Annotated in this window: 14 protein-coding genes; 4 read left to right on the forward strand and 10 right to left on the reverse strand. The window is 58.2% G+C overall.

Features of this window, described 5'->3' with window-relative positions:
- Nucleotides 1-104 precede the first annotated feature (104 nt).
- Nucleotides 105-1,913, reverse strand: coding sequence for a lipid A export permease/ATP-binding protein MsbA (gene msbA / locus ACP7A4_RS16690; protein WP_203303062.1), 1,809 nt, complete (start codon nucleotides 1,911-1,913; stop codon nucleotides 105-107).
- Nucleotides 1,914-2,070: 157 nt separating this feature from the next.
- Between msbA and ACP7A4_RS16695 the strand changes: the two genes are divergently transcribed.
- Complete coding sequence (locus ACP7A4_RS16695; RefSeq protein WP_426247830.1) at nucleotides 2,071-3,948, forward strand: O-antigen ligase family protein; 1,878 nt, start codon at nucleotides 2,071-2,073, stop codon at nucleotides 3,946-3,948.
- Between the two features lie 2 nt (nucleotides 3,949-3,950).
- The gene (locus tag ACP7A4_RS16700; RefSeq protein ID WP_177332404.1) at nucleotides 3,951-5,168 is read left to right on the forward strand and encodes an acyltransferase family protein; all 1,218 of its coding nucleotides are present in this window, start codon (nucleotides 3,951-3,953) and stop codon (nucleotides 5,166-5,168) included.
- A 3-nt stretch (nucleotides 5,169-5,171) separates the two neighbouring features.
- Here the strand turns inward: ACP7A4_RS16700 and ACP7A4_RS16705 are convergent, their stop codons facing one another.
- The 7 genes from ACP7A4_RS16705 to ACP7A4_RS16735 all read right to left on the reverse strand — a co-directional run bounded on the left by ACP7A4_RS16705 (nucleotide 5,172) and on the right by ACP7A4_RS16735 (nucleotide 13,394).
- Nucleotides 5,172-6,056: a glycosyltransferase gene (locus ACP7A4_RS16705; RefSeq protein ID WP_059763567.1), complete on the reverse strand. Its 885-nt coding sequence runs from the start codon at nucleotides 6,054-6,056 to the stop codon at nucleotides 5,172-5,174.
- The gene (locus tag ACP7A4_RS16710) at nucleotides 6,053-7,204 is read right to left on the reverse strand and encodes a glycosyltransferase (RefSeq protein ID WP_426247810.1); all 1,152 of its coding nucleotides are present in this window, start codon (nucleotides 7,202-7,204) and stop codon (nucleotides 6,053-6,055) included. The genes ACP7A4_RS16705 and ACP7A4_RS16710 overlap by 4 nt, the downstream gene beginning before the upstream one ends.
- On the reverse strand, nucleotides 7,201-8,085 hold the full coding sequence (locus ACP7A4_RS16715) for a DUF6625 family protein (protein ID WP_177332400.1): 885 nt from the start codon (nucleotides 8,083-8,085) through the stop codon (nucleotides 7,201-7,203). The genes ACP7A4_RS16710 and ACP7A4_RS16715 overlap by 4 nt, the downstream gene beginning before the upstream one ends.
- Nucleotides 8,086-8,148: 63 nt before the next feature.
- Entirely contained in the window at nucleotides 8,149-9,543 is a 1,395-nt protein-coding gene (locus ACP7A4_RS16720) for a PIG-L family deacetylase (protein WP_426247811.1), read from the reverse strand.
- A gap of 83 nt (nucleotides 9,544-9,626) precedes the next feature.
- Nucleotides 9,627-10,523, reverse strand: a complete 897-nt coding sequence (locus tag ACP7A4_RS16725) for a GNAT family N-acetyltransferase (protein WP_048400535.1) — start codon at nucleotides 10,521-10,523, stop codon at nucleotides 9,627-9,629.
- The gene (locus ACP7A4_RS16730; RefSeq protein WP_426247812.1) at nucleotides 10,523-11,653 is read right to left on the reverse strand and encodes a glycosyltransferase; all 1,131 of its coding nucleotides are present in this window, start codon (nucleotides 11,651-11,653) and stop codon (nucleotides 10,523-10,525) included. The genes ACP7A4_RS16725 and ACP7A4_RS16730 overlap by 1 nt, the downstream gene beginning before the upstream one ends.
- Nucleotides 11,637-13,394 (reverse strand): carbamoyltransferase family protein, encoded by a 1,758-nt coding sequence (locus ACP7A4_RS16735; protein WP_059763658.1) that lies wholly within the window; start codon nucleotides 13,392-13,394, stop codon nucleotides 11,637-11,639. The genes ACP7A4_RS16730 and ACP7A4_RS16735 overlap by 17 nt, the downstream gene beginning before the upstream one ends.
- Before the next feature lie 285 nt (nucleotides 13,395-13,679).
- Here ACP7A4_RS16735 and ACP7A4_RS16740 point away from each other — a divergent pair, with 285 nt between their 5' ends.
- Complete coding sequence (locus ACP7A4_RS16740; RefSeq protein ID WP_426247813.1) at nucleotides 13,680-17,945, forward strand: dermonecrotic toxin domain-containing protein; 4,266 nt, start codon at nucleotides 13,680-13,682, stop codon at nucleotides 17,943-17,945.
- A 253-nt stretch (nucleotides 17,946-18,198) separates the two neighbouring features.
- Nucleotides 18,199-20,283 (forward strand): TonB-dependent receptor family protein, encoded by a 2,085-nt coding sequence (locus tag ACP7A4_RS16745; protein ID WP_426247814.1) that lies wholly within the window; start codon nucleotides 18,199-18,201, stop codon nucleotides 20,281-20,283.
- Here the strand turns inward: ACP7A4_RS16745 and ACP7A4_RS16750 are convergent.
- A complete protein-coding gene (locus ACP7A4_RS16750; protein ID WP_426247815.1) occupies nucleotides 20,280-20,990 on the reverse strand; it encodes a 3'-5' exonuclease in 711 nt (236 codons plus the stop codon). The genes ACP7A4_RS16745 and ACP7A4_RS16750 overlap by 4 nt on opposite strands.
- Complete coding sequence (locus ACP7A4_RS16755) at nucleotides 20,987-22,921, reverse strand: putative nucleotidyltransferase substrate binding domain-containing protein (RefSeq protein ID WP_426247816.1); 1,935 nt, start codon at nucleotides 22,919-22,921, stop codon at nucleotides 20,987-20,989. Before ACP7A4_RS16755 ends, ACP7A4_RS16750 begins: the two co-directional genes overlap by 4 nt.
- Nucleotides 22,922-22,960 lie beyond the last annotated feature (39 nt).

Consider the following 22,960-nt stretch of genomic DNA (forward strand, 5'->3'; position numbering starts at 1 on the left):
GGTATTAATCGCGAGGAATGAGAATCAGACGTGGCTTACAAAACCTGCGCTCACTGACACACAGGCCCGTGCAGGAGATGGGCGAACCCATCCCCTGCAAGGGATCAGGCGATGTCGCCCGACGCCAACGGTGCATCAAGCCCCAAAGAATGCAGGCGAGCGTAGTAACCGTTTTGCGCCAACAGCTGGGCATGAGTCCCGCGCTCAACGATCTGGCCCTGGTCCATGACCAGGATCATGTCGGCTTTTTCGATGGTCGAAAGGCGGTGTGCAATCACCAAGGTGGTGCGGCCTTTCATCACATGATCCAGTGCGGCCTGAATGTGACGCTCGGACTCGGTGTCGAGCGCCGAGGTCGCTTCATCCAGAATCAGCAGCGGGGCATTTTTCAGCAAGGCGCGGGCAATCGCCAGGCGCTGGCGCTGACCACCCGAGAGCAATACGCCGTTTTCACCGACCTGAGTGTCCAGGCCCTGGGGCAGTTGCTCGATGAAGTCCATGGCGTAGGCGTCGCGCGCAGCCTTCTCGATATCGGCCCGCGGCGCGCCCGCCAGGTCACCGTAGGCAATGTTGTTGGCCACGGTGTCGCTGAACAGGGTGACGTGCTGGGTCACTTGCGCAATATGACGGCGCAGATTGAGCAGGCGGTACTGCTCGATATCAATGCCATCGAGCAGAATTTCACCCGAGGTGTGATGGTAAAAACGCGGAATCAGGTTGGCCAGCGTTGACTTGCCGCTGCCCGAACGCCCCACCAATGCCACCATCTGGCCCGGCTCGGCAATGAACGACACATCCTTGAGCACCTGGCGATCGGTGTCGGGGTAGGTGAAGTTCAAGTTGCGCACCTCAAGGCGACCGCTGACGTGGTCGCGCTCAACAGTGCCGGTGTCGACTTCCGGTTTTTCGTCCAGCTGTTCGAAGATGCTCTCAGCGCCCGCCACACCCTTCTGGATCGTGGAGCTGACTTCGGACAATTGACGAATCGGCTTGGGCAGCAGGCCCGCCAGGGTGATGTAGGCGATCATGTCGCCCGCCGAAGCGTCGCCACGCATGTACAGCACCAGGAACATCAGGATGCCCATGGCCACGTAGATCACCAGTTGCAGCATCGGCGTGTAGATCGCCCCGGTACGGGTCATGCGCAACTGTTTATCGGTGTTGCTCTGGCTGGCTTTCAGAAAGCGTTTTTGCTCGTAGGTTTCGCCGCCGAAGCTGCGCACCACGCGATAACCCTGAATGGTTTCCGAGGCCACGTGGGTGACGTCGCCCATCGCTACCTGAATCTTCTTGCTCTGCTTGCGAAACTTCTTGCTGGCCGTGCTCACCATGACCGCGATCAGCGGCAGGATGGCGATCATCACCAGCGTCAGGCGCCAGTTCATCCACAGCAACGATGCAAACAGGAACACCACGGTCATGCCTTCGCGGATGACGACCTTGATCGCATCGGTGGCAGCACCGGTGACCATGGTCACGTTGAAGGTGATGCGCGAAATCAGATGGCCCGAGTTGTGTTTGTCAAAGTAGCGGTTAGGCAGCACCAGCAGGTTGTTGAACAACTGAACCCGCAGGTCGTGAACCAGTCCCAAAGACACCTTGGCCAGGAAGTAGTTACCCAGGAAGGAACCCAAACCCTGCCAGGCCGCGATCAGCACGATCAATAGCGGCACCGCTTGCAGCAGGCGCAGGTCGCGCAAGTACGGCACGGACGGGAACAGCACCGCATCCGGGTTGGACAGGCCGTCAACAAAGTACTTGAGGATGTAACCCAGCATGGGCTGAGTGGACGCAAAAATGAGGAAGCCGACAATACTCAGCAGAAACAGACCGATATAAGGCCGGACATAACTGAGGAGGCGCAGATAGATCTTCAAGCTCGATTCGCTTGAGCTGGGGCTGGATTCGGTCATATCACGCGACAGTTGTGAAAAAAGGTTGCTGACTTTATCACAGCTTCTCTGGTGTACTGCCAGCCGGTTGGGACAAGGTCTCACAGGACGCCTAAAACGACATTAAATGGCCATTACGTTAGTATGGCCATCCAAAACCTGGAATGAACCTTTCAGCATGCAATTCAGTTACTTGAGCTACTCAAAACATCGGATGTTCGATTTCATTTGCCTGTGGCTACTGCCAATCGGGCTTTTTTTGCTTCTATCTGATTTGTATTTTGTGCCTGACCGCAGCATCCATCACAAACTGTATTACGGTTTATTCAGCATTCCGACGTTGATTGCCCTGCTGCTGCGTCCGCGGGAGATGAAAACGCTGCTTCAGGAACCCCTGATCCTGTGCCTGCTGGCGTTTATCGGCTGGTCAATGTTCACGCTGATATGGAGCCCCACCGCCGACAGCGCACTGGGCCTGCTCAAACCGCCGCTGCACATTTTGATGTTGTTTCTGGGCTGTTCTCTGTTGGTCAAATACCGCAGTGAAAGCCTGCAACCGATATTTTTTAGCGCCGCCGTGATCGCGATGCTGATCACGCTGTATAACCTCTACGTGTTTGCCGGGGAGTGGTCGCCCGACATCCCCGAGCAACGCATGATTGGCGCCGGCGCCTTCGATAACCCGTTGCTCAGCTCCCACGCCTTCGGCTTTTTCTGCATCTATTGGCTGACGCTGGGCATGACCAGCAAGCGCAAGGCCATCGTCATGGCGGCGGCCCCTGCGTTTCTCATCATGTTTGCCGCCTTGCTGGCTACAGGCTCGAGAACGCCGCTGGTGGCGGTTGTCCTGAGCATGGTCTGGCTCAGCTTCATTTGCTGGAATCGCCGCTCTCTGGCCTTGATCGGCATGCTCACAGCAGGCGCCGTGGTGGTGCTCGCGCTGTTCTCAGAGATGATCTTTCTTCGCGGCAGCTCGTTCCGGCTGGACATCTGGCGCATGGCGCTGGAGCTGATCGCGCAACGACCGTTTATCGGGCACGGGTATGAAGCACCTTTGGCGTTTGATGTGCCGCAAGTGGGTTACACCCTCAGCGAGCCGCACAACTTCGCCCTGGGCGTGCTCTATTACGTTGGCATCATCGGTTTCATTCCGTGGGTGTTCATGCAGGTGTGGGGGCTTTACAGCAGTTGGCGCCATCGCGTTAACCCTTTGTTCATCCTGGCGTCTGCCTGGTTGGTGTACGGCATCGGCGCCGCGTTGACCGAGGGCGGGGGAATCTTGCCGCGACCTAAAGAACACTGGTACTTGCTGTGGATTCCACTGGCACTGATCGCCGCGTTAAGCATTAGCCAACGCCTCAAAACCTTGCTCGACCGCCCCGTTAAGCGCCTGAACAACGCTGACTACACTGCGCTGCTAGCCCATGCAAAAGTGATCGAAGAAGACGGCCTGGGGCCCAAAGTTCTGCGCCTTGAGAACGGCAGCTTCCTGAAACTGTTTCGCGAGCGCCGCAGCTATACCTCCGGCAGCTTCAACCCCTACTCCCAGCGTTTTGCCGTCAACAGCGAACGCTTGCAAGCGATGGGTATTGCCGCCCCCAGGATTCGCGATCTGTACCTGTTTGCCGATGGCAGCAGCGGGGTGTTGTATCAGCCATTGCCGGGGCAAACGCTGCGCCAGGTGATGCAGTCGATGGGTTCGGGCGCCATGCGCCAGGCACTGGTGGAGCGCTTCGGCAAGTTCCTGGCACTGCTGCACGACAAGGGCGTTTACTTCCGCTCGCTGCACTTGGGTAACGTGTTGCTGATGGACGATGGCGAGTTTGGCTTGATCGACATCGCCGACCTGCACTTCTATCCGTCCTCGCTAAGGCTGGCCTTGCGTCAACGCAACCTGCGCCACATGCAGCGTTACCCCGAAGACCGCCGCTGGCTGTTTGAAGAACAGCTGCAAGCGTTACTCGACGGTTACGCCGTCCAGGCCCCACCGATTGCCGTGGGTCGCTTGAGGCAACAGATAGAACAGCTGGGCCGCACTGAGAGCACTGTCAGTTGAGCCTGGGGAGCAACAACCCGCTATGGGCCGTGATCGCATACGCACTGGCAATCACCACTTCAGCATTGTTGCTCCGCTTCTTCCCGCGTCTTCAGCGCAGCGTGCAACACACAGGGCAACAGCGCTTTAGCAGCGTCGATGGTTTGCGCGGTTATCTGGCGTTCGGGGTGTTCGTCCACCACACCGCCATCACCTGGATCTACCTGCACACCCGCGTGTTTGACGTCCCCAAGAACTATTTCTACGCACAAATCGGCCTGGCCAGTGTTGCGCTGTTTTTCATGATTACCGGCTTCCTGTTCTGGGGCCGCCTTATCAAACATGGCCGCCATCACGACTGGCTGGCCTTTGCCGTATCGCGCATTTTCCGCCTGTACCCGCTGTACCTGCCGCTATTGCTCGTCGTGATCCTCTGCGTGTTTTACCTGCAAGGCTGGACCTTCGAGGATGAACCGCTGGTGGTCGCCAAACAGGTTCTGGCCTGGCTGGTGTTCGATCGCCCCGACATCAACCAGTACCCGCAAACCGGCATGCTGATTTCCAATGTCACTTGGACACTGAGCTACGAGGTGTTCTTTTACCTGGCATTGCCGCTGTTCGGGATGGTGTTTGTGTACCGCAAAAACTGGAAACAGGCCGTGCTGTGCCTGCTGGGCATTTATGCCCTGTATCAGGTGGTCGGCTGGGAGCATTCGCTGAAAAAACACATCCTGATGAGCTTTCTCGGCGGCATTGCGGCGGCTTATTGGGTGCGTCGCCCACAGTGGGTGGCGTGGGGCCAGACCCGTCTGGCAGCCTGCATCGCCTTGATGCTGTTGGTCGTGGTGCTGTTCATGTTCCGCAAGAGCTTCGCCACAGCGCCACTGCTGCTGTTGACCGCGTTCTTCTGCATCGTGGCCTCGGGCAACACCTTGTTTGGCGCCCTCACGCTGCGCAGCATCCGCTGGATGGGCGAAATCAGCTACAGCACCTACCTGCTGCATGGCCTGCTCATTTGGCTGTTGATGCACCGCCTGCCGGTGGTGATGCAGTGGGACATCCAGCAACCGCTGGTATTTGTTGCATTGGCGGCGGTCGCCAGCAGTTTGCTGATCGTGATCAGCAGCCTGACGTTCTTGTTTATCGAGCAGCCCGGCATGCTCGCGGGCAAGAAGACGGTGCGCTGGCTACGTCAGCACACCCCTCTTAAAACAACCCAATCCGTGAAAGACGACGCCTGATACTCAGTCTTTTTCCAGCGGCGAAAAGTACAGACGCCCCAGACCGCGCCAGGTTTTACCGGTCCAGTGTTTGAACGGAATTTGCTTGAGCAGTTCGCGCGCCAGACCACGGTCCCGGTTGGAGGTTTTCAGGAACATCGAGTTCAGGAACTTGTAACGCACTTCGTCATACAGCGGGTGATCACTGAACAACGCGTAGATGCGCAAAATGCTGTCGATCATGAACCGGTGGTTTTTGTACGAGTTGGTGGCGTGCTTGCGGTACTGCGCCATGACCACACTCAAACCGTCGATAAAGTACCCGGCGTGGGTGATCTTCAGCTCGATGTACAAGTCTTCCAGACGAATGCTCGGGTCAAACCCGCCCACCTTGTCCAGCGCTTCACGACGAATCATCAGCGTGGTCGCGGGCGGGTAAGGTTTGCGCTCCAGAAACATGTCATCGAAGTCCAGGCGACGGAACGGCACATCACGGCGCTGGCGCTTTTCGGGGTAGAGGTTGCCCTCGGCGTCGATCAGTTCGATATTGCCCGCGCAAATGCCGACCTCGGGCTTGCCGTCCATGTACTCAACCTGAATCGCGATGCGGTCCGGTTTCATGATGTCATCAGAACCGAACGGCACGATCAACGAGCCTTTAGCCCGCGCAATCGCGCCATTGAGGGTGTTGGTCAGCCCCTGATTTTGCTGGACGCGAAAATCAAAGCCGTGCGCAGCCTGCAAGCGTTGAATGCGCTCAACACTGTCATCGCTCGATCCGTCGTCAACCACCAACAATTCGATATTGGGGTAGCTCTGGTCCAGAACGCTCTGAATGCTCTGTTCGATGTACGGGCCGTGATTGTAAGAAGCAATAATCACCGAAACCAAAGGTTGAGCGTCTGTCATGAGCGGTCCTTGCGTGCTTGACTCAGGCCTGAGTCGATCAAATCCAGATACGCCTGACGGAACACCTCGATGTCGTGGTGTTCTTGCAGGTAGCGATACGCCTGTTCGCCCTTGGCGTGCAGCGCCTCGTCTGGCAGTGCGAGGTACTCATCGAGGGCGGCGGTCAATGTCGCCACGTCGCTGGGTTTGACGGCCAGCCCTCCCGCGCCCTGAATCAACGGCAACATGGCGGGCACATCGGTGGCAATCACCGGCAAATGGCCACTCATGCCTTCAAGCAATGCCAACCCCAGACCTTCGGCCAACGAAGGCATGGTCCAGATGTCGAACGCGCGCACGTACTGCAAGGCGTTCTCCTGAAAACCCAGCAAATGCGCGCGACCGTTCAGGCCCAACTGTTCGATCTGTTCGCGCAAGCGCGACTCTTCACGACCGGCGCCGATAATGGCCAACTGCGCGTTGGGGTATTTGTCCTTGAGCGCGGCAAAAGCCTGGAGCAAGAAACGATGGCCCTTGATAGGCACCAAACGTCCCAGTGCACCGACCATGCGCGCGTTCTGGTCCAGGCCCAGTTTTGCACGGGCTTCAGCCCGCGGCAGTTGCAGGGCCTCGGCTTGCACGATGTCGATTGCGTTGGTAATCGCGTAGGTGTTTTGCTCGGTAAACCCGCACTTGCAGTCCAGCAAGTACTGTTTGACCGCTGGCGATACACCGACAAAACGCCACGCCTTGTCGATCAGGCGTTTGGCCTGGCTGCGACGATAAAGGCGGTCGTACTCACCAAAACCATGGGAAATGCCAATGCATAACGGGATTTTCAGCCAGCGATTAAGCTGCAACATCATGTTGACCGGCTTGAAGCGGTTGCAAATCACCACGTCAAACTGTTCTTTGCGACAGAACTTGTACAGCGCCCACATCGCGCGGATGCGCATGCCTTTGAGCGACTTGTCACTGAACTCGAAGTACACCGAGTGATCGGCCTTGCTCACCGGCTCGCCGGGGCCAGGGCGACCGCGCAAGAACGCGGCCGTGATTTCATAACGCTCATTGGGCAGCGCACGCACGATTTGCTCGGCCAGGTCAGCGAAATCATGGGATTTGACGTTGTAATCAGGCTGCAACTGCAAAACCTTGGAACGCTTCATAACTCTCCCCGGTGAAATCCGGTGGCATCAATAACCCAGGCAGGCTCGGCGGCCAGACGCTGGACAGTGGCGGGATCGGGAATGGGCAACGCGGCCCATTCATTGCGCTTCCAGCACACGAAGTGAAAGTACGGAAAGGTGTAGTCGCCGTCGCGGTCATTGGTCAGTTGACCCTTCTTCCAGAACCATTTGCCCGGGAAGTTTTGCGTGCCGTCATGCCACTTGATGCAACCGCCCGGCGTACTGAACGCCTCGGTGAAGTCGCTGGTACGACGCAATGGGTTGAACTTGCCCACCAGATCAAACAACGGCTTGGGAAAGTTCTTGCGCCATAAGAAGATCCGGCTGAAGGCTCCTTCATCAAGTGCATGGTGCTGATCGTCGGTAAAACGCTGCTGCCAATCCTCGATTTTCATGAACAGCTCGCGCTTGCACGGCGTGTTGCGCATCAAGCACAAATGACCTGCGACGCGGCGTTCATGGGTGGAGAACAAGTCGTAGCGCGCCAGCCGCTCAGCGGTGAAATAGCTGCGCAAGTTGCCGTACACCAGGTCGATGTCGCCAAAGGCCCAGAAATCATAGCCGTGCAGGCTGTCTTCATGGATGTAACCCAGCGCGGGCTTGATATCGCACAGTTTGTAGGCGGCTTTGGGCGCGAAGTTGATCTTCAGGCGCTCAGACACCTTGCGGCAATAATCGCCAAAACTGATGCTTTGAACAGTCACATTGGGCGGCAGGTTTTCAGGCACCCCACAGTCACTGAACAGCAGCCAGTCAATGTCAGGATTGTGCCGGCAGCTTTCCAGGAAAAAAGGCATCCAGAACGGCCATTGGCCGAAGTAAGGGATGACAAACGCAATACGCGGTGATGGTTTTATCACAGGGAACTCAATGTAATGGTCGAGAAAAGGGACAACGCTATGCCCCTGAAAACGGTGTTTTTATTATTTAAGGTGCCAAAACAGTTCATGTCGGCGAACCGCTTTGCGGAAAAATTCGTTCTCACCGTAAGGTGATGGCTTTCGGCCAGCCAAGAGCCTTTGTATCGACCGCCGCACCCGCCGCTTGAGCGCTGCACGCGGTTGCAGATCATGCATCATGCCCAGCGCCATCGCTTTGTCGCGCTGTTGCTCAAGGCTCAACACCCGGCTATACGGACGCAGCGTGAGTGAGGCATCGAACACCGGTGGCAGTGCAATGCCATCCCCGCTGTTGCCCATCGGCCAACGGTCGTTGTCATGCAAGTGGTTGGCGTAGCCCAGCAACGTGTCCGGCTGCCACGCCAAGCCTTGCAGCGCCTCAATGACCGCCGAATGCGCGCAGATATGATCGGGGTGCGGATCAATGGCGGGATGCGGCAGCACGATCACTTGCGGCTTGGCCCGCAGGATTAACGCCCGCAGGTCGGCCAGCAAATTGTTCCAGGTCGGCGCGCCATCCTCATCACCCGGCAGCGCCACGCTGTTGAACTGGCGAAACATGCGGGTATCGGTCAGGTCGGCTTCGCGAGAAGGGATCGGTTGCTCAGGGGCCGCCTGCATGGCGGGCAATTGCAGGCAGAAATAACCGAGCTGCGCGCATTGGGCTTGCGGCACACCGGCCCAGCGCGGCACCGCCACGCTGTCCCAGGCACGCAGACGACCCTTGAGACGCGCCGCTTGCGCAGGTTCGAGCCCCATCTGCTGATAATGCTGCGCTTCGATCTCACCCGCGGTCAGCGTCACGATCCAGGCTTCTTTGGCCTGACTGTACAAATCAAACGCAGCCAGCTCGGCGTCGTCGGCATGCGGGGCAATGACCATGACCCGCTGCTCGCTGTAGTCCGGCTGAGGCAAAACCCACAGTTGGGGCTGGCCCACTACACGGCAAAAGCGCCCGCGCAGCGACACCTCACCGGCGCTCAACGCCTCAGCACAGCCTGTGAGGTTCAGATAACGCAGGCCATTGACGCCGCGCTCGAATGTTTGCCGATCGTCGGCGAGCTGGACAAACGGGTCGACAAACCGCCCCAGCACGCCACTTTTCACCTTGAGCGCCAGAATCAGTGTTTCGTCACCCGCCAGGCTCAGCGGCGCTTGCAGCAGCACGCGTCCACCTTCAAGGCGCACATCAGGGCACTCAGTGTCGGCCGCAAAACGGTATTGATAGTCGTCTTTGGGGGCATAAAACAGATGGTCGGCAAACCACGCTTCATGGGCGATCCAGCCCACCACCGCCAGCAGCAGGGGTAACCACCAGGCCACCAGCACACCGCTAGCAATCAGTAACAGCAGACCGATCACCAGGCTGATGCGTTTATTGCGTCGATGGCGCTTGAGGAGTTGCTGTTTGCGGCTCATGGCTTGGCTCTTGTTGGCTGATTGCCGTTTTTAGGCGCGAGCGTGGCCCCATTGCGAGCGCGCTCGGGCCTAACGGGACGACATCACACTTTGAAGACGGGCACCGGGTTGCACCAGCGCTCTTTGTATTCGCGGTCAGCGCGGCCGAACGAGAAACGCAGCGGCTTGTTAACACTGCGGGCCTGCTCCCAGGCCGACTGGGTGTTGATAAAGCTCAACACGCTGCCGGGGCTGAAAGCACGCGTTTGGGGGTCGACGCCGCCATTGACGTACTCAACGCTGATCCATTGCGGCGATTCAACCCGATACACCAATTGGATGGCAATGGGCGCATCGTTGAGGAAGATCACCGAACCGATCAAAAACTCGCGTAATAGCTCAATGACTTCAGCCATACGCTCGGCCCCCGTGGCCACAAAGCCCCAGCGCCGCAGAAACAAATCGCAATAAATGGCCGACAACTCGACGCTGGAAAACTCAGACACCGGGCGTATGACTCCGCCCGCCTCTTCGAGTAAACGCAGTTCACGGCGCTGGTTATAGCGAAACTTCTTTGACAGCTCTTCGGGCGTGCGTGCCATCGCCAACTGTTCGGTTTGCGCGACTAGCGTACTGAAACGCCCCTCGTTGAGTTGTGACAAGTAACGCCCACGATGGCGTAAAGGCGCTGCTGCGTCATCGGCCGCTGGCAAAATCAACTCGGCATTGCCCAGATCAAACAGGCCTTTTTTGCCGTGGCGCTTGAGCACGTCCTTGGACAGTGCCAAGTCGCGGCCCCACGTCGCGATTGCGGCTTTAAGTTCAGCGCCCTGCTCCCAGGCTAAATAACGCACCGGGATGCCCGCCAAGTGCGCCAGGCGCTCAATGACCTGTGGATGGGTGGCGACGCTGCCACCAAAACGCTGCCAGGCATGGGCATAAGTGTCAGCGTCAACCGCCTGCCAGCCGCGCTCGCGCCAGCCCTGAAATCGATTAAGCATCAGGCCCCCGCAGTCAGGTCGGTGACTTGCGGCAAGTGCCAGAAGGTATCGCGCACCGCTTGATCGCTAAAACGCTCATGCAGGCGCGCCAGCATCAATTGGGCACAGGCCAGACGCTGCGCATCATCGAGCTGCGCCAAATGTTGCAGGCCCTGAGCCAGATGATCTGCGTCGCCCAGCGGGAACAGAATGCCCACGCCCTCGACCACTTCCTTGGCGCCACCACAGGCCGTGGCCAGTAACGGCACGCCAGCAGCCATCGCCTCCAGCAGCACCATGCCGAACGGTTCATGGTCGGAGCTGAGGGCAAACACATCAAACGCGCGAAAGTAGCGGCGCGCGTCGGGCACTTGACCAAGAAACTTCACCTGCTCGGCAACGCCGAGTTCTTTCGCCAGTTCCTTGAGGTCTTGCTCCAGACGGCCCTTGCCCATGATCACCAGTCGGCTGTCCGCAGGCAGGTGCGCCAGTGCCTTGGCAAAGCCTTGAATCAGCGTGGCCTGGTCTTTGTCAGGGTGCAGACGCCCAACGTTGCCGATCACAAACCCGTCAGCCGACAGCCCAAGGTCGGCACGCGCCTCGGCACGCGGTACCTGGCTGGCTTGCACCGCCTGAATGTCGATCCGGTTGTACAGCGTACTGATACGCCCGTTTGGCCATTTTGGCAGGCACTTGCGCAAGTCATCGCGCACAGCATCCGAAACGCCGAGCAGGCTCAAACGCTTGCCAAACAAGTGAGCGAACAGCTTGCGGCTGCGACGCTGGTAATCGCCGAACGCATGGTGCACGCCGATCACCGGCAAATCAGTGGCCAACAAAGCGACGTAAATCGGCTTGAAACGGTGTGCGATGCAAAAGCTGAAATCGCGCGAGGCAGCAATTTTGCGCAGCTCGCGGATGGCGCCCAGCTTCAGGCCACGAATGGCCTTGGAGCTGAATTCCATGAACAGCACGTCGTCCGACCCGCAGCCCGCTGCAACCTGGGGGTCGGCCGCCCCGGTCAAAAAGACCGTGGTGACCTTGTACCCGGTGCCTGCAAAGAGGCTGGCGTATTGACGGGCGCAGTCCAGAAACGGCCCGTCATAGCCGTGACAGAACTGCAACACATGACGCTCAGTCGAGCGAGTCATAAGCATCCGCGCCGTCTTTGACTACCAAAATGTCTTCCATGATCAGGTACTGCAAATCAGAACCGAAGAACATGTTCAGGGCGTCGGTCGGCGAGCACACCATCGGCTCGCCACGACGGTTGAGCGAGGTGTTGAGTGACACACCATTGCCGGTCAGCACTTCCAGCGCTTTCATCATGTCGTAGTAGCGCGGGTTGTATTGACGCTCAAGCACTTGGGCACGGGAGGTGCCGTCTTCGTGCACCACCTCTGGCACGCGGGTCTTCCACTCTTGCGCCACTTCAAAGGTGAAGGTCATGAACGGGGCCGGGTGATCGACCTTGATCATTTGCGGGGCCACGGTGTCGAGCATCGAAGGGCAGAAAGGCCTCCAGCGCTCGCGGAACTTGATTTGTTCGTTGATGCGGTCAGCCACACCCGAGCTGCTTGGGCAGCCGATGATCGAACGACCGCCCAAGGCACGCGGGCCAAACTCCATGCGGCCCTGGAACCAGGCCACCGGGTTGCCGTCGACCATGATCTTGGCGATGTTTTCAGGGGTGTTGTTGATCTTGCGGTACGCCGGTTTGCCAGGATGACGGGCACAGGCCGCGATCACGTCTTCGTTGCTGTACGCAGGGCCCAGGTAGACGTGTTCCATCTTCTCGACCGGTACGCCACGGGCGTGCGACACATAAGCGGCGGCACCGACAGCGGTGCCTGCATCGCCGGACGCCGGTTGCACGAACAGCTCTTTGACGTCAGGACGGGCAATGATCTTCTGGTTCAACTTGACGTTCAGCGCGCAGCCACCGGCAAAGGCCAGCTTGCCGGTTTCTTTAAGCACGTCGCCCAGGTAGTAGTCGATCATCTGCAACGACAGTTTTTCGAACAGTGCCTGCATGCTGGCCGCGTAGTGGATGTACGGCTCGTCGGCGATATCGCCTTCGCGCTTGGGACCCAGCCACTCGATCAGTTTTGGCGAGAAGTAGAAACCTTTGCCCTTTTCTTTGTAGCGGCGCAGGCCGATGACGTTGGCGTATTCGGTGTTGATCACCAATTCGCCATTTTCGAACGAGGCCAGGCGCGAGAAATCGTACTTGCTGGCGTCGCCGTACGGCGCCATGCCCATCACTTTGAACTCGCCGTCCAGCATCTCGAAACCGAGAAACTCGGTGATCGCGCCATACAGGCCGCCCAGGGAGTCCGGGTCGAAGAACTCTTTGATCTTGGTGATCTTGCCGTTTTCGCCATAACCGAAGAAGGTCGTGGCGTACTCGCCTTTACCGTCGATGCCCAGGATCGCGGTCTTCTCTTTGAAACCCGAGCAATGGTAAGCGCTGGAGGCGTGAGCCAAGTGGTGCTCAACCGGTTCGATCTTGATTTTTTTCGGATCGAAACCCAGTTGCTCAAGGCACCAGACAATCTTGTTGCGATAGCGCTTGTAACGACGGTTACCCATCAAAATCGCATCCAGCGCACGATCCGGGGCGTACCAGTAACGCTTGGCATAGTGCCAGCGCGCCTCACCGAACAAGCTGATCGGGGCGAATGGAATCGCCACTACGTCAACGTCGGAAGGCTTGATACCCGCTTGTTCAAGGCAAAATTTTGCAGATTCGTACGGCATGCGGTGTTTTGCATGCTTATCACGTACAAAGCGCTCTTCTTCCGCTGCCGCGACCAGCTTGCCGTCGATATACAGGGCGGCGGAGGGGTCATGGCTCAGGGCGCCGGACAGGCCAAGAATCGTCAATGCCACAGGTTGTGCCTCTTTTGAATGCAGGCAGGCGGCAGGCGCCTGAAAAAAGGGTGTGCTGCGCGCAACGCGCAGAAACAACTAAAGGGCGCGATTATAGCGTAAAGAGCGCGGTAATGACCCAGCGCGATTTGCCACGCCCTGCCTTGAGGGCTGATGGCGCCCTCGCGGCGTAATCCCTCCCCCACGCAATACATATGTAAGCCCAGCCCCCCTGCACTTTGCGATTTCCTGTGATGACGCATTGGTGTGCATCTCGCACCCACCCCCACGACAGGAACGCCCCCTATGCCTGACAACTTGGCATTGCTCACGAACGCCGCTAATGAACTGCTTACCCTGAGGAGAAACCTGCCAGACCTGGAAATCGCGATGGAGCATCGTCTGCGTCAGTTTTTCCCGACGCTGGCTGAGGACGTTTGCACAGACCTGCTTTTCATCAATGAACAAGTCCCGCCTGAGCCGGGCCAAACGCCCTTCATCACCAGCAAAACACTGAGCATGCTGATTGATCAGTGCTATCTCGAACAAAAGGTCCCCGCCTTTGTCCAGGGCCAAACCAAGGTCTATCACTATGCCCACACCGTGGAAGAACAAGACCAGGCCAGCGAAATCACCGTGGATCTGCTCGAAAAATTCCTCGCCTACACCACGTTTAGCCTTGAGCTTTGCCTGCGCGATGCGCTCACCGATTTTTGGCAAAAACCCCAGCGGGAGTTTAATTCACTGACGCCCAAAGCCTGGCTATCGCGCTATGTTACAAACCTGATCCGCACCGAAGCCGCTGTGCGTCATGCCGACAAAACCCTTGATGAAGCGGCCCTGAATGCCGTCAACCAGGTATTTGCTTCGCCCACACAGCCGCCCACGCCAGGCACATTCGGGTTTTATACGCTGACCCTCAACGGCAACACCCAATTGGCGGCCCTGCCTCTGTACGGCCACTTCGTAATCACCACGAAAAACCTGCCAGTCGACTCCACTGACTCCTCCCTCCTGCGCGTGGTGCAAGACGATGCGCCGCGTACGGTCGTACTTTTCACCCCCACCCAGGGCCTGGAGTCTTTCGCGTCCTTGTCGGCATTGAGCCAAGAGCTCAATGCTCGGCTTACTGACAATTACCAGCGCGATACGTTGCTCGAGAGCGTGCTGGTGCAAGACCGTGTGCGCGCCCTTGCCCATCATCATGTGGACCTCAGCCCGGTCGCCGACGCCTCTGCCCAGACCTTTTATGCCGATCAACTGATCCACAAGCAAAAACTCGACATGCGCCATGCCTGGCCAGTGGCGGTCGCGAACGGACAAGACAAGACCCTTGAGGACCTGTCCGATCACGTGGAGCAATCACTGGACTCAAGCATTGTGTTAAAGCCCGCCGGCATTTTGCAGGCGCGCTATACCCGACTGCTGGAAAGCCAGCTCCCCGAGTGGCTTAAACAGGCGAGCGAAGCGGACAAAAGCCAGTGGCGACTGGCGGTTGAAAAACTCAACCATGAACAACTGGCGTCCGAAGCCAGTCAGGCGCAATCCATTAGCCTGAGCGGGCAAAGAAACACATTGTTGGGGTACGCGCGCCAGCAGCTCATACAAAGGATCAAAACCGAGCGCAACATAGAGGTCGATCCCGATTCCATTTTCATCTCCACCACCGAAGCCTTGCAGACAGGCGCCGTGATTTACCCTTTCGGCGGTTCAGGGTTTCCCGCCGGTGTCAGCATCGAGCGGACCGGACCGTCAATTACCCATAAAACCACCGTGCGTAGCCTCAGCGAACTGGCGCTCGCCAACGTCGGGGTCTGGGATGTCACCTTTGCCCTGACGGCACGCATTACCGATGCACAAGGGCACACACACCCGATCCTGACGCACAACTACATCAAACAGCTGGTGCGAGAACTCGATATCGGCGAACGCTACAAAACCCGGCTTAATGATTTGCTGTTGAACTCACAGCAAGCGCACTGGCGCAAAGAACGGTATGTCGCCCTCAAAACGGCACAACTCAAACTGGACCTGCTTGAAGCACGCCTGTCGGGTGTGCTGAATGAAGATCAGGCTGCCTGGGTGCAAGCGGTGTTGGACCATCCGGCTGAAAAAGACCGCCCTTTGGTCAAGGGGGGGCAGATAAAAGCCCAGTTATTAATGTTGCGCTACCACTCGCTGCCGGGGCTGCTGGTATTCACCTCTACAGCCGTTTCCCAATTGCTGTGTTACCTGCCCGGCGCGCCAAAAAACACGTGGTTTGCAGTGGCCCACTCACGCAATGAGTTGGCCCGCCTGTTGTCCCAGCCGATGTTTAACGCCTATGTATTGCACAAGGTGACCTCAGCCCAGCAGGCGTATATCAGGCCATTGCTCAATGACGGGCTGAGCGACAGCAACGTGCAATTGCAAATCGTCCCTCACTCGGTGTTCGAAGCGTCCTACGACGCCGAAGCTTCGCATGCGCTCAGGGATGCCGACGAACAATCGACTTCCACCTATGAAAGCAACCTCAACACTGCCAAAGACGCGGCGTTGACGTTTCTGGACGTCATATCGTTTGTTTTACCGACCAAAATACTGCTGCCCATTGTGGCTGCGCGCTTCATCTACCAATTGACGCTCGTCTATGACGCCCTGCAACGGGATGAGGAATACGAAGGTTTTCTGCACTTGATGGGGGCCATCAGTCATCTCACCGATGGCGCTTCGGACTTTGCCGGCTCTGCGGTGTTTGGCCGCTCGATTCGTCAGCGGGCCAGACAACCTTTGGCCGCACTCAATCCCAATGCGGCCAGCTCACCGCCCCCGCAAACCCTCAGGCTACGCACGGGCAACGAGTATGGCTCAGGTGTCTATGAAGGCCCTTCAATCGGCGGTAGCGCACCGGCGCATTTCATCAAAGACAACAAGGGGAATTTGTACCGCAGCCGCTATGACAACCTGGACGATACCTGGCGAGTGAGCGACGAGAGAGCCCCTGATGCCCAACGCAGCGTGCCCGTCAGCGAGCTGTCGGCGGGCAGGTGGGACGTGCACCCGGCATCGCCCCAGCTCACGCAAAGGAGCGGCATCGAGCGCGTCATAGACAGCGCAAAAGTCACGGGAGTCAGGCTCAGCGGCAGAACACCTGACGCCCAAGGCGTGTACCGGGTCGCCAACCTTCGCTATATCGAGCAAAACGGCATTGTGTTCGAGGTTTCCTACGGTTGGCTGGGCCGTCACTGGTACCTGCAATTGCCCGCAGGTTCCAGCACCCTCGTGCGTTACAAAGTCCGGCGCACGCAAGGCTACTGGGAAATCAAGCATCGCCTGTCCAGTGCCGAAAAGCGCTGGGAACCCTTGATCCGCGATAAAACTCAATTGCCTGCACGCGCCACAGACGCCTCGTACAGCGTCTACGATCTGCCCGTTGAGCACCGCACCCTTGTGCAGGAACTCATCGCAGGCAACGACAAACTGCTGCACGTCGACTACGCATCACCCAGTCCTGAGCTTCAAAAATCCAGCCAGACCTTCAAAGCGCTCAGGGCTAAATTACTGACGGACGCCCAGACGTTCCTCAAGGCCTTTGAGCCTAAACCACGACCCGTTCGCCCTTCTTTGGCACAGTCCGTCACGCCCGATGACCTGTTCAAAAGGTTGTTCGAGCAATCGCAAGGGGTGATCTTAGGCGAAACGCATTCGCAACAATCCGCGAAAAAAATATTGATCGCACAGATGAGTGAACTCAAAAAACGCGAGGTCGGCGTGATCTTCCTGGAGCACCTGCAAACCGATACTCATCAGTCCCTGCTGGATGAATTTTTCAGCACTCAAAAAATGCCACCCCAACTGGATGAGTTTCTTAAATCCCAGGATGCCGGGCACCAGATCGACCCTTCGAGCGAGTTCACCTACAGCAAATTGGTGCGCGAGGCTGTACAACAGCGGATCCCGGTCAAAGCCCTGGACTGTACAGCCAGTTACCACGTTTCAGGGATGCCGACTCGCGTCCCTGACCTGAACCGCACTGAAATGTTCAGCTATTTTGCATCGCAGGTCATCAGGGGCCATCTGGCAACCAACCCCACTCAAAAATGGATCGCCCTCACCGGCAACAGCCATGCAAACACCTATCAAGGGGTCCCGGGAATAGCCGAACTGGAAGGCGCCATAGGGGTGCGCGTCTCAGATGCAGCACCGAACAACGCCCACGGCCTGCGCCAGAACATCCCCGAGATCATTGCGCCGAGCCTATGGCAGCGTGAGCACGTGCTGTTAAAAAATGACTACTGGCTAGAGGTAGAAATTGCCGGGACAAAACCAAAATTGCCGCCGTTCAATGCGCCGCAGATTGAGTCAAAACTCAATAAGCCTGGCACGTTCATGTTGGAAAATACGGTGTCCGAAGGCGCCTACCTGATTCATCGCGCCAGGGATCAACACATCGTGCGCACACGCATCCAGCTCGATAACGGCACACTGTTTATCGATCGTCCCAATTGGCCTGACATCCACCTTAAGCGCTATCACTACCTGGCTGATTTGGTTAGGAGCCTGAAAGCGAGAGGGCTGGAAGCTGCACGCTAACCGGCAGGGGGGCGCTTTTAATTCTGCTTGCCGCCCCCCAAATCCGTAAGTGCGCAGCACGAGGCTGCCCTTCTTGTACTGTCGAGACAGCGTGTCAGGCCAAACCGCTGTATCGACAGGCAGGCACTGCACGCTTGGCCGCCTGCCTTTTTTGCCGCAAAGCGGCGCGTGAGCCGCTAAACTGCGCGCCCTCTGCTAGCCTGATACCCGTCGCCCAAGACGGGTCGCGTCCCACGGAACTCCAATACCCCCCATGAAATTTTTTGTACCCGCTCGCCTTGCCCTTTTTGTGCCCAGCCTCTGCCTGACATCCATCTGCTTTGCTGAACCGCTGGAACTCGACCCGAGCGTCATTACCGGCTCACGCAGCGCCAGCCCGAGTTTTGATCTGCCGTACTCGGTTGACAGCATCAACCAGGCGCAAATCAGCGACGGCCAACTGGGCATTAACGCGTCCGAAGTACTGTCCCGGGTGCCGGGGCTGGTGGTGCAAAACCGTCAGAACTATGCCCAAGACCTGCAAATTTCGTCCCGAGGCTTTGGCGCGCGTTCGGCGTTTGGTGTACGCGGTATCAAATTGATTGCCGATGGCATTCCGGCCAGCACCCCGGATGGCCAGGGTCAGGCGGCAACGTTCAACCTGGACACCGCCGAGCGCATCGAAGTACTGCGCGGCCCCGCTGCGACGCTGTATGGCAGCAACGCGGGCGGAGTGATTCAAATGTTCTCGCGCGATGGCGAAGGCCCGCCGCGCATCGGCGCCGAAACACTGATCGGCAGTGACGGCATGAGTAAAAACCACCTCACGGCTGAAGGCTCGGCTGATGACGTGGGCTTTGTGCTTGACGCCTCGCGCATGGACACCGATGGCTACCGCGACCACAGCGCCGCCCGCCGCGACCAGACCTTCGCCAAGCTCAACTTCAAGCCCGACGAGGACAGCAAACTGGCGCTGATCTACAGCAGCCTGGAGCAGAACGGCACGCAAGATCCGCTGGGGCAAAGCTGGGAAGCCTACAAAGCCGACCCCCGCTCGGTGGCACCCAATGCCATTACCTACAACACGCGTAAAAGCATTGATCATCAACAACTGGGTTTGAATTACGAGCGCTACTTTGGCGACGCGACCTTGCAGGTCAATGCCTATACCGGCACGCGCAGCGTGATTCAGTATTTGGCGATTCCCAAATCTGCGGCGGGTAACAAGCAAGGTGGCGGAGTCGTTCAGTTCGACCGTAAATTCTACGGAGGCAGTCTGCGCTGGTTACAACCTGTGTACAGCGCACCCGGTGATCTGACCTTGATTGCAGGTCTGGACTTCGACCAAAGCCAGGACAGCCGTCATGGTTACCAAAACTTTGTAGGCAACCAACTGGGCGTAAAAGGCGCATTGGTGCGCGACGAAGTCGACACCGCCCGCAGTCTCGATCCGTATGCACAAGCGAACTGGGCAATTGACAACTGGACCGTACAGGCAGGGTTGCGTTACAGCACGATGGAAATGGATGTAGATGATCAATTTGTTACATCTACTAATGGCGACGACAGCGGCACCAAACGCTACGAAAAAGCCACTCCATCAATCAGCGTCATGTACGCCTTCACGCCGGAGTTGCATGGCTATGTAAGTGCTGGCAAAGGCTTTGAAACACCTACTCAGGCTGAGTTGGCTTATACAAAAGGTAACAACGGATTTAACTTTGGACTCAAGCCCGCCGAAAGCACCCAGTACGAAATGGGCTTGAAAGCACAATTCAATAACACCCGCATCAATGCAGCCGTGTTCCAGATCACGACTGAAGATGAGTTGGCCGTTTTGGAAAATGACCAAGGTCGAGCGATCTACCAAAACGCCGGCCGCACCCTGCGCCGAGGGTTTGAGCTGGGCGTCGAAAGCCAGCTCAGCGAACACTGGACCACCACCCTGGCCTACACCCGCCTGCAAGCCACTTACGACAGCGACTTCAGCAGCAGCAAAGGCACTGTCGATAAAGGCAATTACCTGCCCGGCGTGCCGCAAACCACGCTGTTTGCCGAAGTGAACTGGAAACCCGCAGATTGGGTCAGCACCGCCGTCGAAGGCATGTACCGCAGCAAGGTCTACGTTGAAGACACCAACAGCAAGAAAGCCGCCCCGGCCTACAGCGTGTTCAACTGGCGTGCGCGTTTTGAGCAGAAAGTCGAACACTGGACCTTCCACCAAACCCTGCGACTGGACAACCTGCTGGACCGCCAATACGTGGGTTCGGTGATTGTGGCCGACGGCAATGACCGCTTCTACGAAGCTGCACCGGGCCGTTCGTGGTACGCCGGAGCCGGGGCGCAATACAGTTTTTAAAAACTGTGCACCTGCTTGCGCCGCTGCCATTGATTGAGCCGCTGCTGCAGCGCCAGCGGGCTATCCAGCCCCTGTGCGCGCGCACGGCTGAACAGGATCAGCGCCAGTTCGGCGGTGGCCAGGGCATCGGCGCTGGCGTTGTGACGGTCTTCGACCTGCAAGTTGAAATGCTTGATCCAGTGGTCCAGCCCCGCCTCGCGTAAATCGGCGTGCGAGCACAGCATGGGGGCCAACGCTGCCACGTCCATAAACGGATGCTGCAAGCGATAACCCAGGCTGTCTTTCAACGCGCGGCCCAGCATGTGCTGGTCAAACGGCGCATGGAACGCCAGCAACGGGCTGTCCCCCACAAACGCCATGAAATCGAGCAGGGCATCGGCCGGCTCACACCCGGCGGCAATCGTTTCAGGCCCCAATCCATGCAGCAGCACGCTGGGGCTGAGCGGGTTGTGGGCGCGGCGCAAGGTGCGTTCAAACGCCTGGCCCAGATCAATCGCCCCGTCCTCAATCACCATCGCCCCGATTGACAGCACTTGGTCGCGGTTAAGGTTCAGGCCGCTGGTTTCCAGATCGACCACCACCCAACGTTGATGGCGCAACGAGGTGTCGCGCAGCCCCGGCGAGGCTGGCAGTTGCAGCAGGCGCTGTTGCTGCTCAAGGCTCAAGACCGGGCTTTTGCGCGACAACAGCCATGACAGCAGGCTCATAGCTGATACCGCAGCGCCAGGCTGCTTTGCAGGCGCTGCGCCTGACGCAACGCTTCACGCAGGATGCGCCGGTCGAGCTGGTTGAGGCTGTCCGGGTCGACCCGGTTGGAGTACGGGCGGTTTTCACGGGTTTGCAATTGGTGTTGCTGCATGCGCGTTTGCTGAATGAAGTGATACGCCTCTTCATAGGCCGCCCCGTCCAGCGGCTCGATCACGCCCTGCGTCACCAAGTGGCGCAAGCGTTCGAGGGTGTTGTTGGCCTCCACGCCATGGGCCAGCGCCAATAAGCGTGCACCGTCCACAAACGGGGTCAGGCCCTGCACTTTAAGATCCAGGGTGGCTTTTTCGCTGCCTTTGCGTTCCAGCACAAACTCGCGAAAGCGCCCCACTGGCGGACGATGGCGCAAGGCGTTGTCGGCCATCATGCGCTGGAACAGACGATTGTCGGCGACCTGTTCCAGAATGCCGCGGCGCAGTTGCTGGCACCCGCTGTCGTCGCCCCATACCGCCCGCAGGTCGAAATAGATGCTGGAGGCCAGCAGATTTTCAGGCGTGGCTTCGCGGATAAACGCCGCAAAGCGTCGCGCCCATTCGGCTCGTGACAAACACAGATCGGGGTTACCGGCCATGATATTGCCCTTGCACAGGGTAAAACCGCAGGCTGCCAGGTGAGTGTTAATCAACTGCGCGATGGGCAGCAGGCGTTGACGAATCTCGGCGGCCTGCACCGCATCGGCAGCGTCAAACAGAATGCCGTTGTCCTGGTCGGTGTGCAGTGTCTGTTCGCGTCGGCCTTCGCTGCCGAAACACAGCCAGGTGAACGGCACGCCGGGGTCGCCTTTTTCAGCCAGTACCAGCTCAATCACGCGGCACACCGTGTGATCGTTGAGCAGCGTGATGATGTGGGTGATCTGGGTCGACGAAGCACCGTGGGCCAACATGCGCTCCACCAATTGACCGATTTCGCCCCGCAGGTTGATCAGGCTCTCAAGCCGTGGTGCGTGGCGGATGGTGCGCGCCAGGTGCACCAGATCAACCCGTTGCAGTGAGAACAGATCACGCTCTGAAACCACACCGCACAAGCGCTGATCCTTCACCAGACAGACGTGGGCAATGTGCCGTTCGGTCATGGCGATGGCCGCATCGAACGCGCTGTGGTCGGGCGTCAGGTAAAACGGCCCCGGCGTCATGTGCTGGTCGATGGCTTGCGCAAAGTCCTGCGTGCCGTCGGCGACCACCTGGCGCAGATCGCGCAGGGTGAAAATCCCCAGCGGCGCCTTGCGCTCATCCACGATCACAATGCTGCCCACTTGCTGCTCGTGCATCAGCCGCACGGCTTCGCGCAAGGCGGTGCCGGGCAGGCAAGTAACAGGGTGGCGCATGGCCAATTCGCCCAGACGGGTATTGAGCGAATATTGAGTGCCGAGGGTTTCGACAGCTTTTTGCTGAACCTGCTGGTTCACCTTGTCGAGCAAGCTGCTGACCCCGCGCAGGGCGAAATCGCGAAACTCGTCAGACAAGGCAAACAATTTGATAAACGCGGGTTTGTTTAATTGAAGACAAAACGTGTCTTCAGCGGCGCGGTGCTCGGTGCGAGTGGCACGTTCGCCCAGCAAGGCGGCGAGAGGGAAGCACTCGCCTGCGGTGATCTCGAACGTGGTTTCGGCTTCCTGACGCCCGACATGGGTGCGCTCGCCCACCACACGGCCTTGTTTGACGATGTAAAAGTGTTCGACCGGGCCGTCCGCAGGCCGAATGATGCTTTCACCGGGCCCATAGAAGCGCAGTTGGCACTGCTCGACCAAAAACGCCAGGTGAGTGTTTTCCATGTGATTAAAGGGCGGGAATCGCTGCAAAAACTGCATGGTGCCGTGAATGTTCTGCAACACCGCAGCTTTTCCTGCCTGGAGAAACGCATCCGATTTACTCATTGACCGCTACCGCATGTCTGACCGTTGTTGTTATGCCGG

Origin of the sequence: Pseudomonas sp. TWR3-1-1 (genome assembly GCF_049896545.1) — a bacterium.
In the GTDB taxonomy this organism is placed as follows: domain Bacteria; phylum Pseudomonadota; class Gammaproteobacteria; order Pseudomonadales; family Pseudomonadaceae; genus Aquipseudomonas; species Aquipseudomonas weihenstephanensis.

Coding starts and splice junctions, on each gene's coding strand:
- ACP7A4_RS16745 (WP_426247814.1), top strand. CDS start 18,199: ATGAAATTTTTTGTACCCGCTCGCCTTGCCCTTTTTGTGCCCAGCCTC.
- ACP7A4_RS16740 (WP_426247813.1), top strand. CDS start 13,680: ATGCCTGACAACTTGGCATTGCTCACGAACGCCGCTAATGAACTGCTT.
- ACP7A4_RS16730 (WP_426247812.1), bottom strand. CDS start 11,653: ATGACTCGCTCGACTGAGCGTCATGTGTTGCAGTTCTGTCACGGCTAT.
- msbA (WP_203303062.1), bottom strand. CDS start 1,913: ATGACCGAATCCAGCCCCAGCTCAAGCGAATCGAGCTTGAAGATCTAT.
- ACP7A4_RS16710 (WP_426247810.1), bottom strand. CDS start 7,204: ATGAAGCGTTCCAAGGTTTTGCAGTTGCAGCCTGATTACAACGTCAAA.
- ACP7A4_RS16695 (WP_426247830.1), top strand. CDS start 2,071: ATGCAATTCAGTTACTTGAGCTACTCAAAACATCGGATGTTCGATTTC.
- ACP7A4_RS16755 (WP_426247816.1), bottom strand. CDS start 22,921: ATGAGTAAATCGGATGCGTTTCTCCAGGCAGGAAAAGCTGCGGTGTTG.
- ACP7A4_RS16720 (WP_426247811.1), bottom strand. CDS start 9,543: ATGAGCCGCAAACAGCAACTCCTCAAGCGCCATCGACGCAATAAACGC.
- ACP7A4_RS16705 (WP_059763567.1), bottom strand. CDS start 6,056: ATGACAGACGCTCAACCTTTGGTTTCGGTGATTATTGCTTCTTACAAT.
- ACP7A4_RS16750 (WP_426247815.1), bottom strand. CDS start 20,990: ATGAGCCTGCTGTCATGGCTGTTGTCGCGCAAAAGCCCGGTCTTGAGC.
- ACP7A4_RS16725 (WP_048400535.1), bottom strand. CDS start 10,523: ATGCTTAATCGATTTCAGGGCTGGCGCGAGCGCGGCTGGCAGGCGGTT.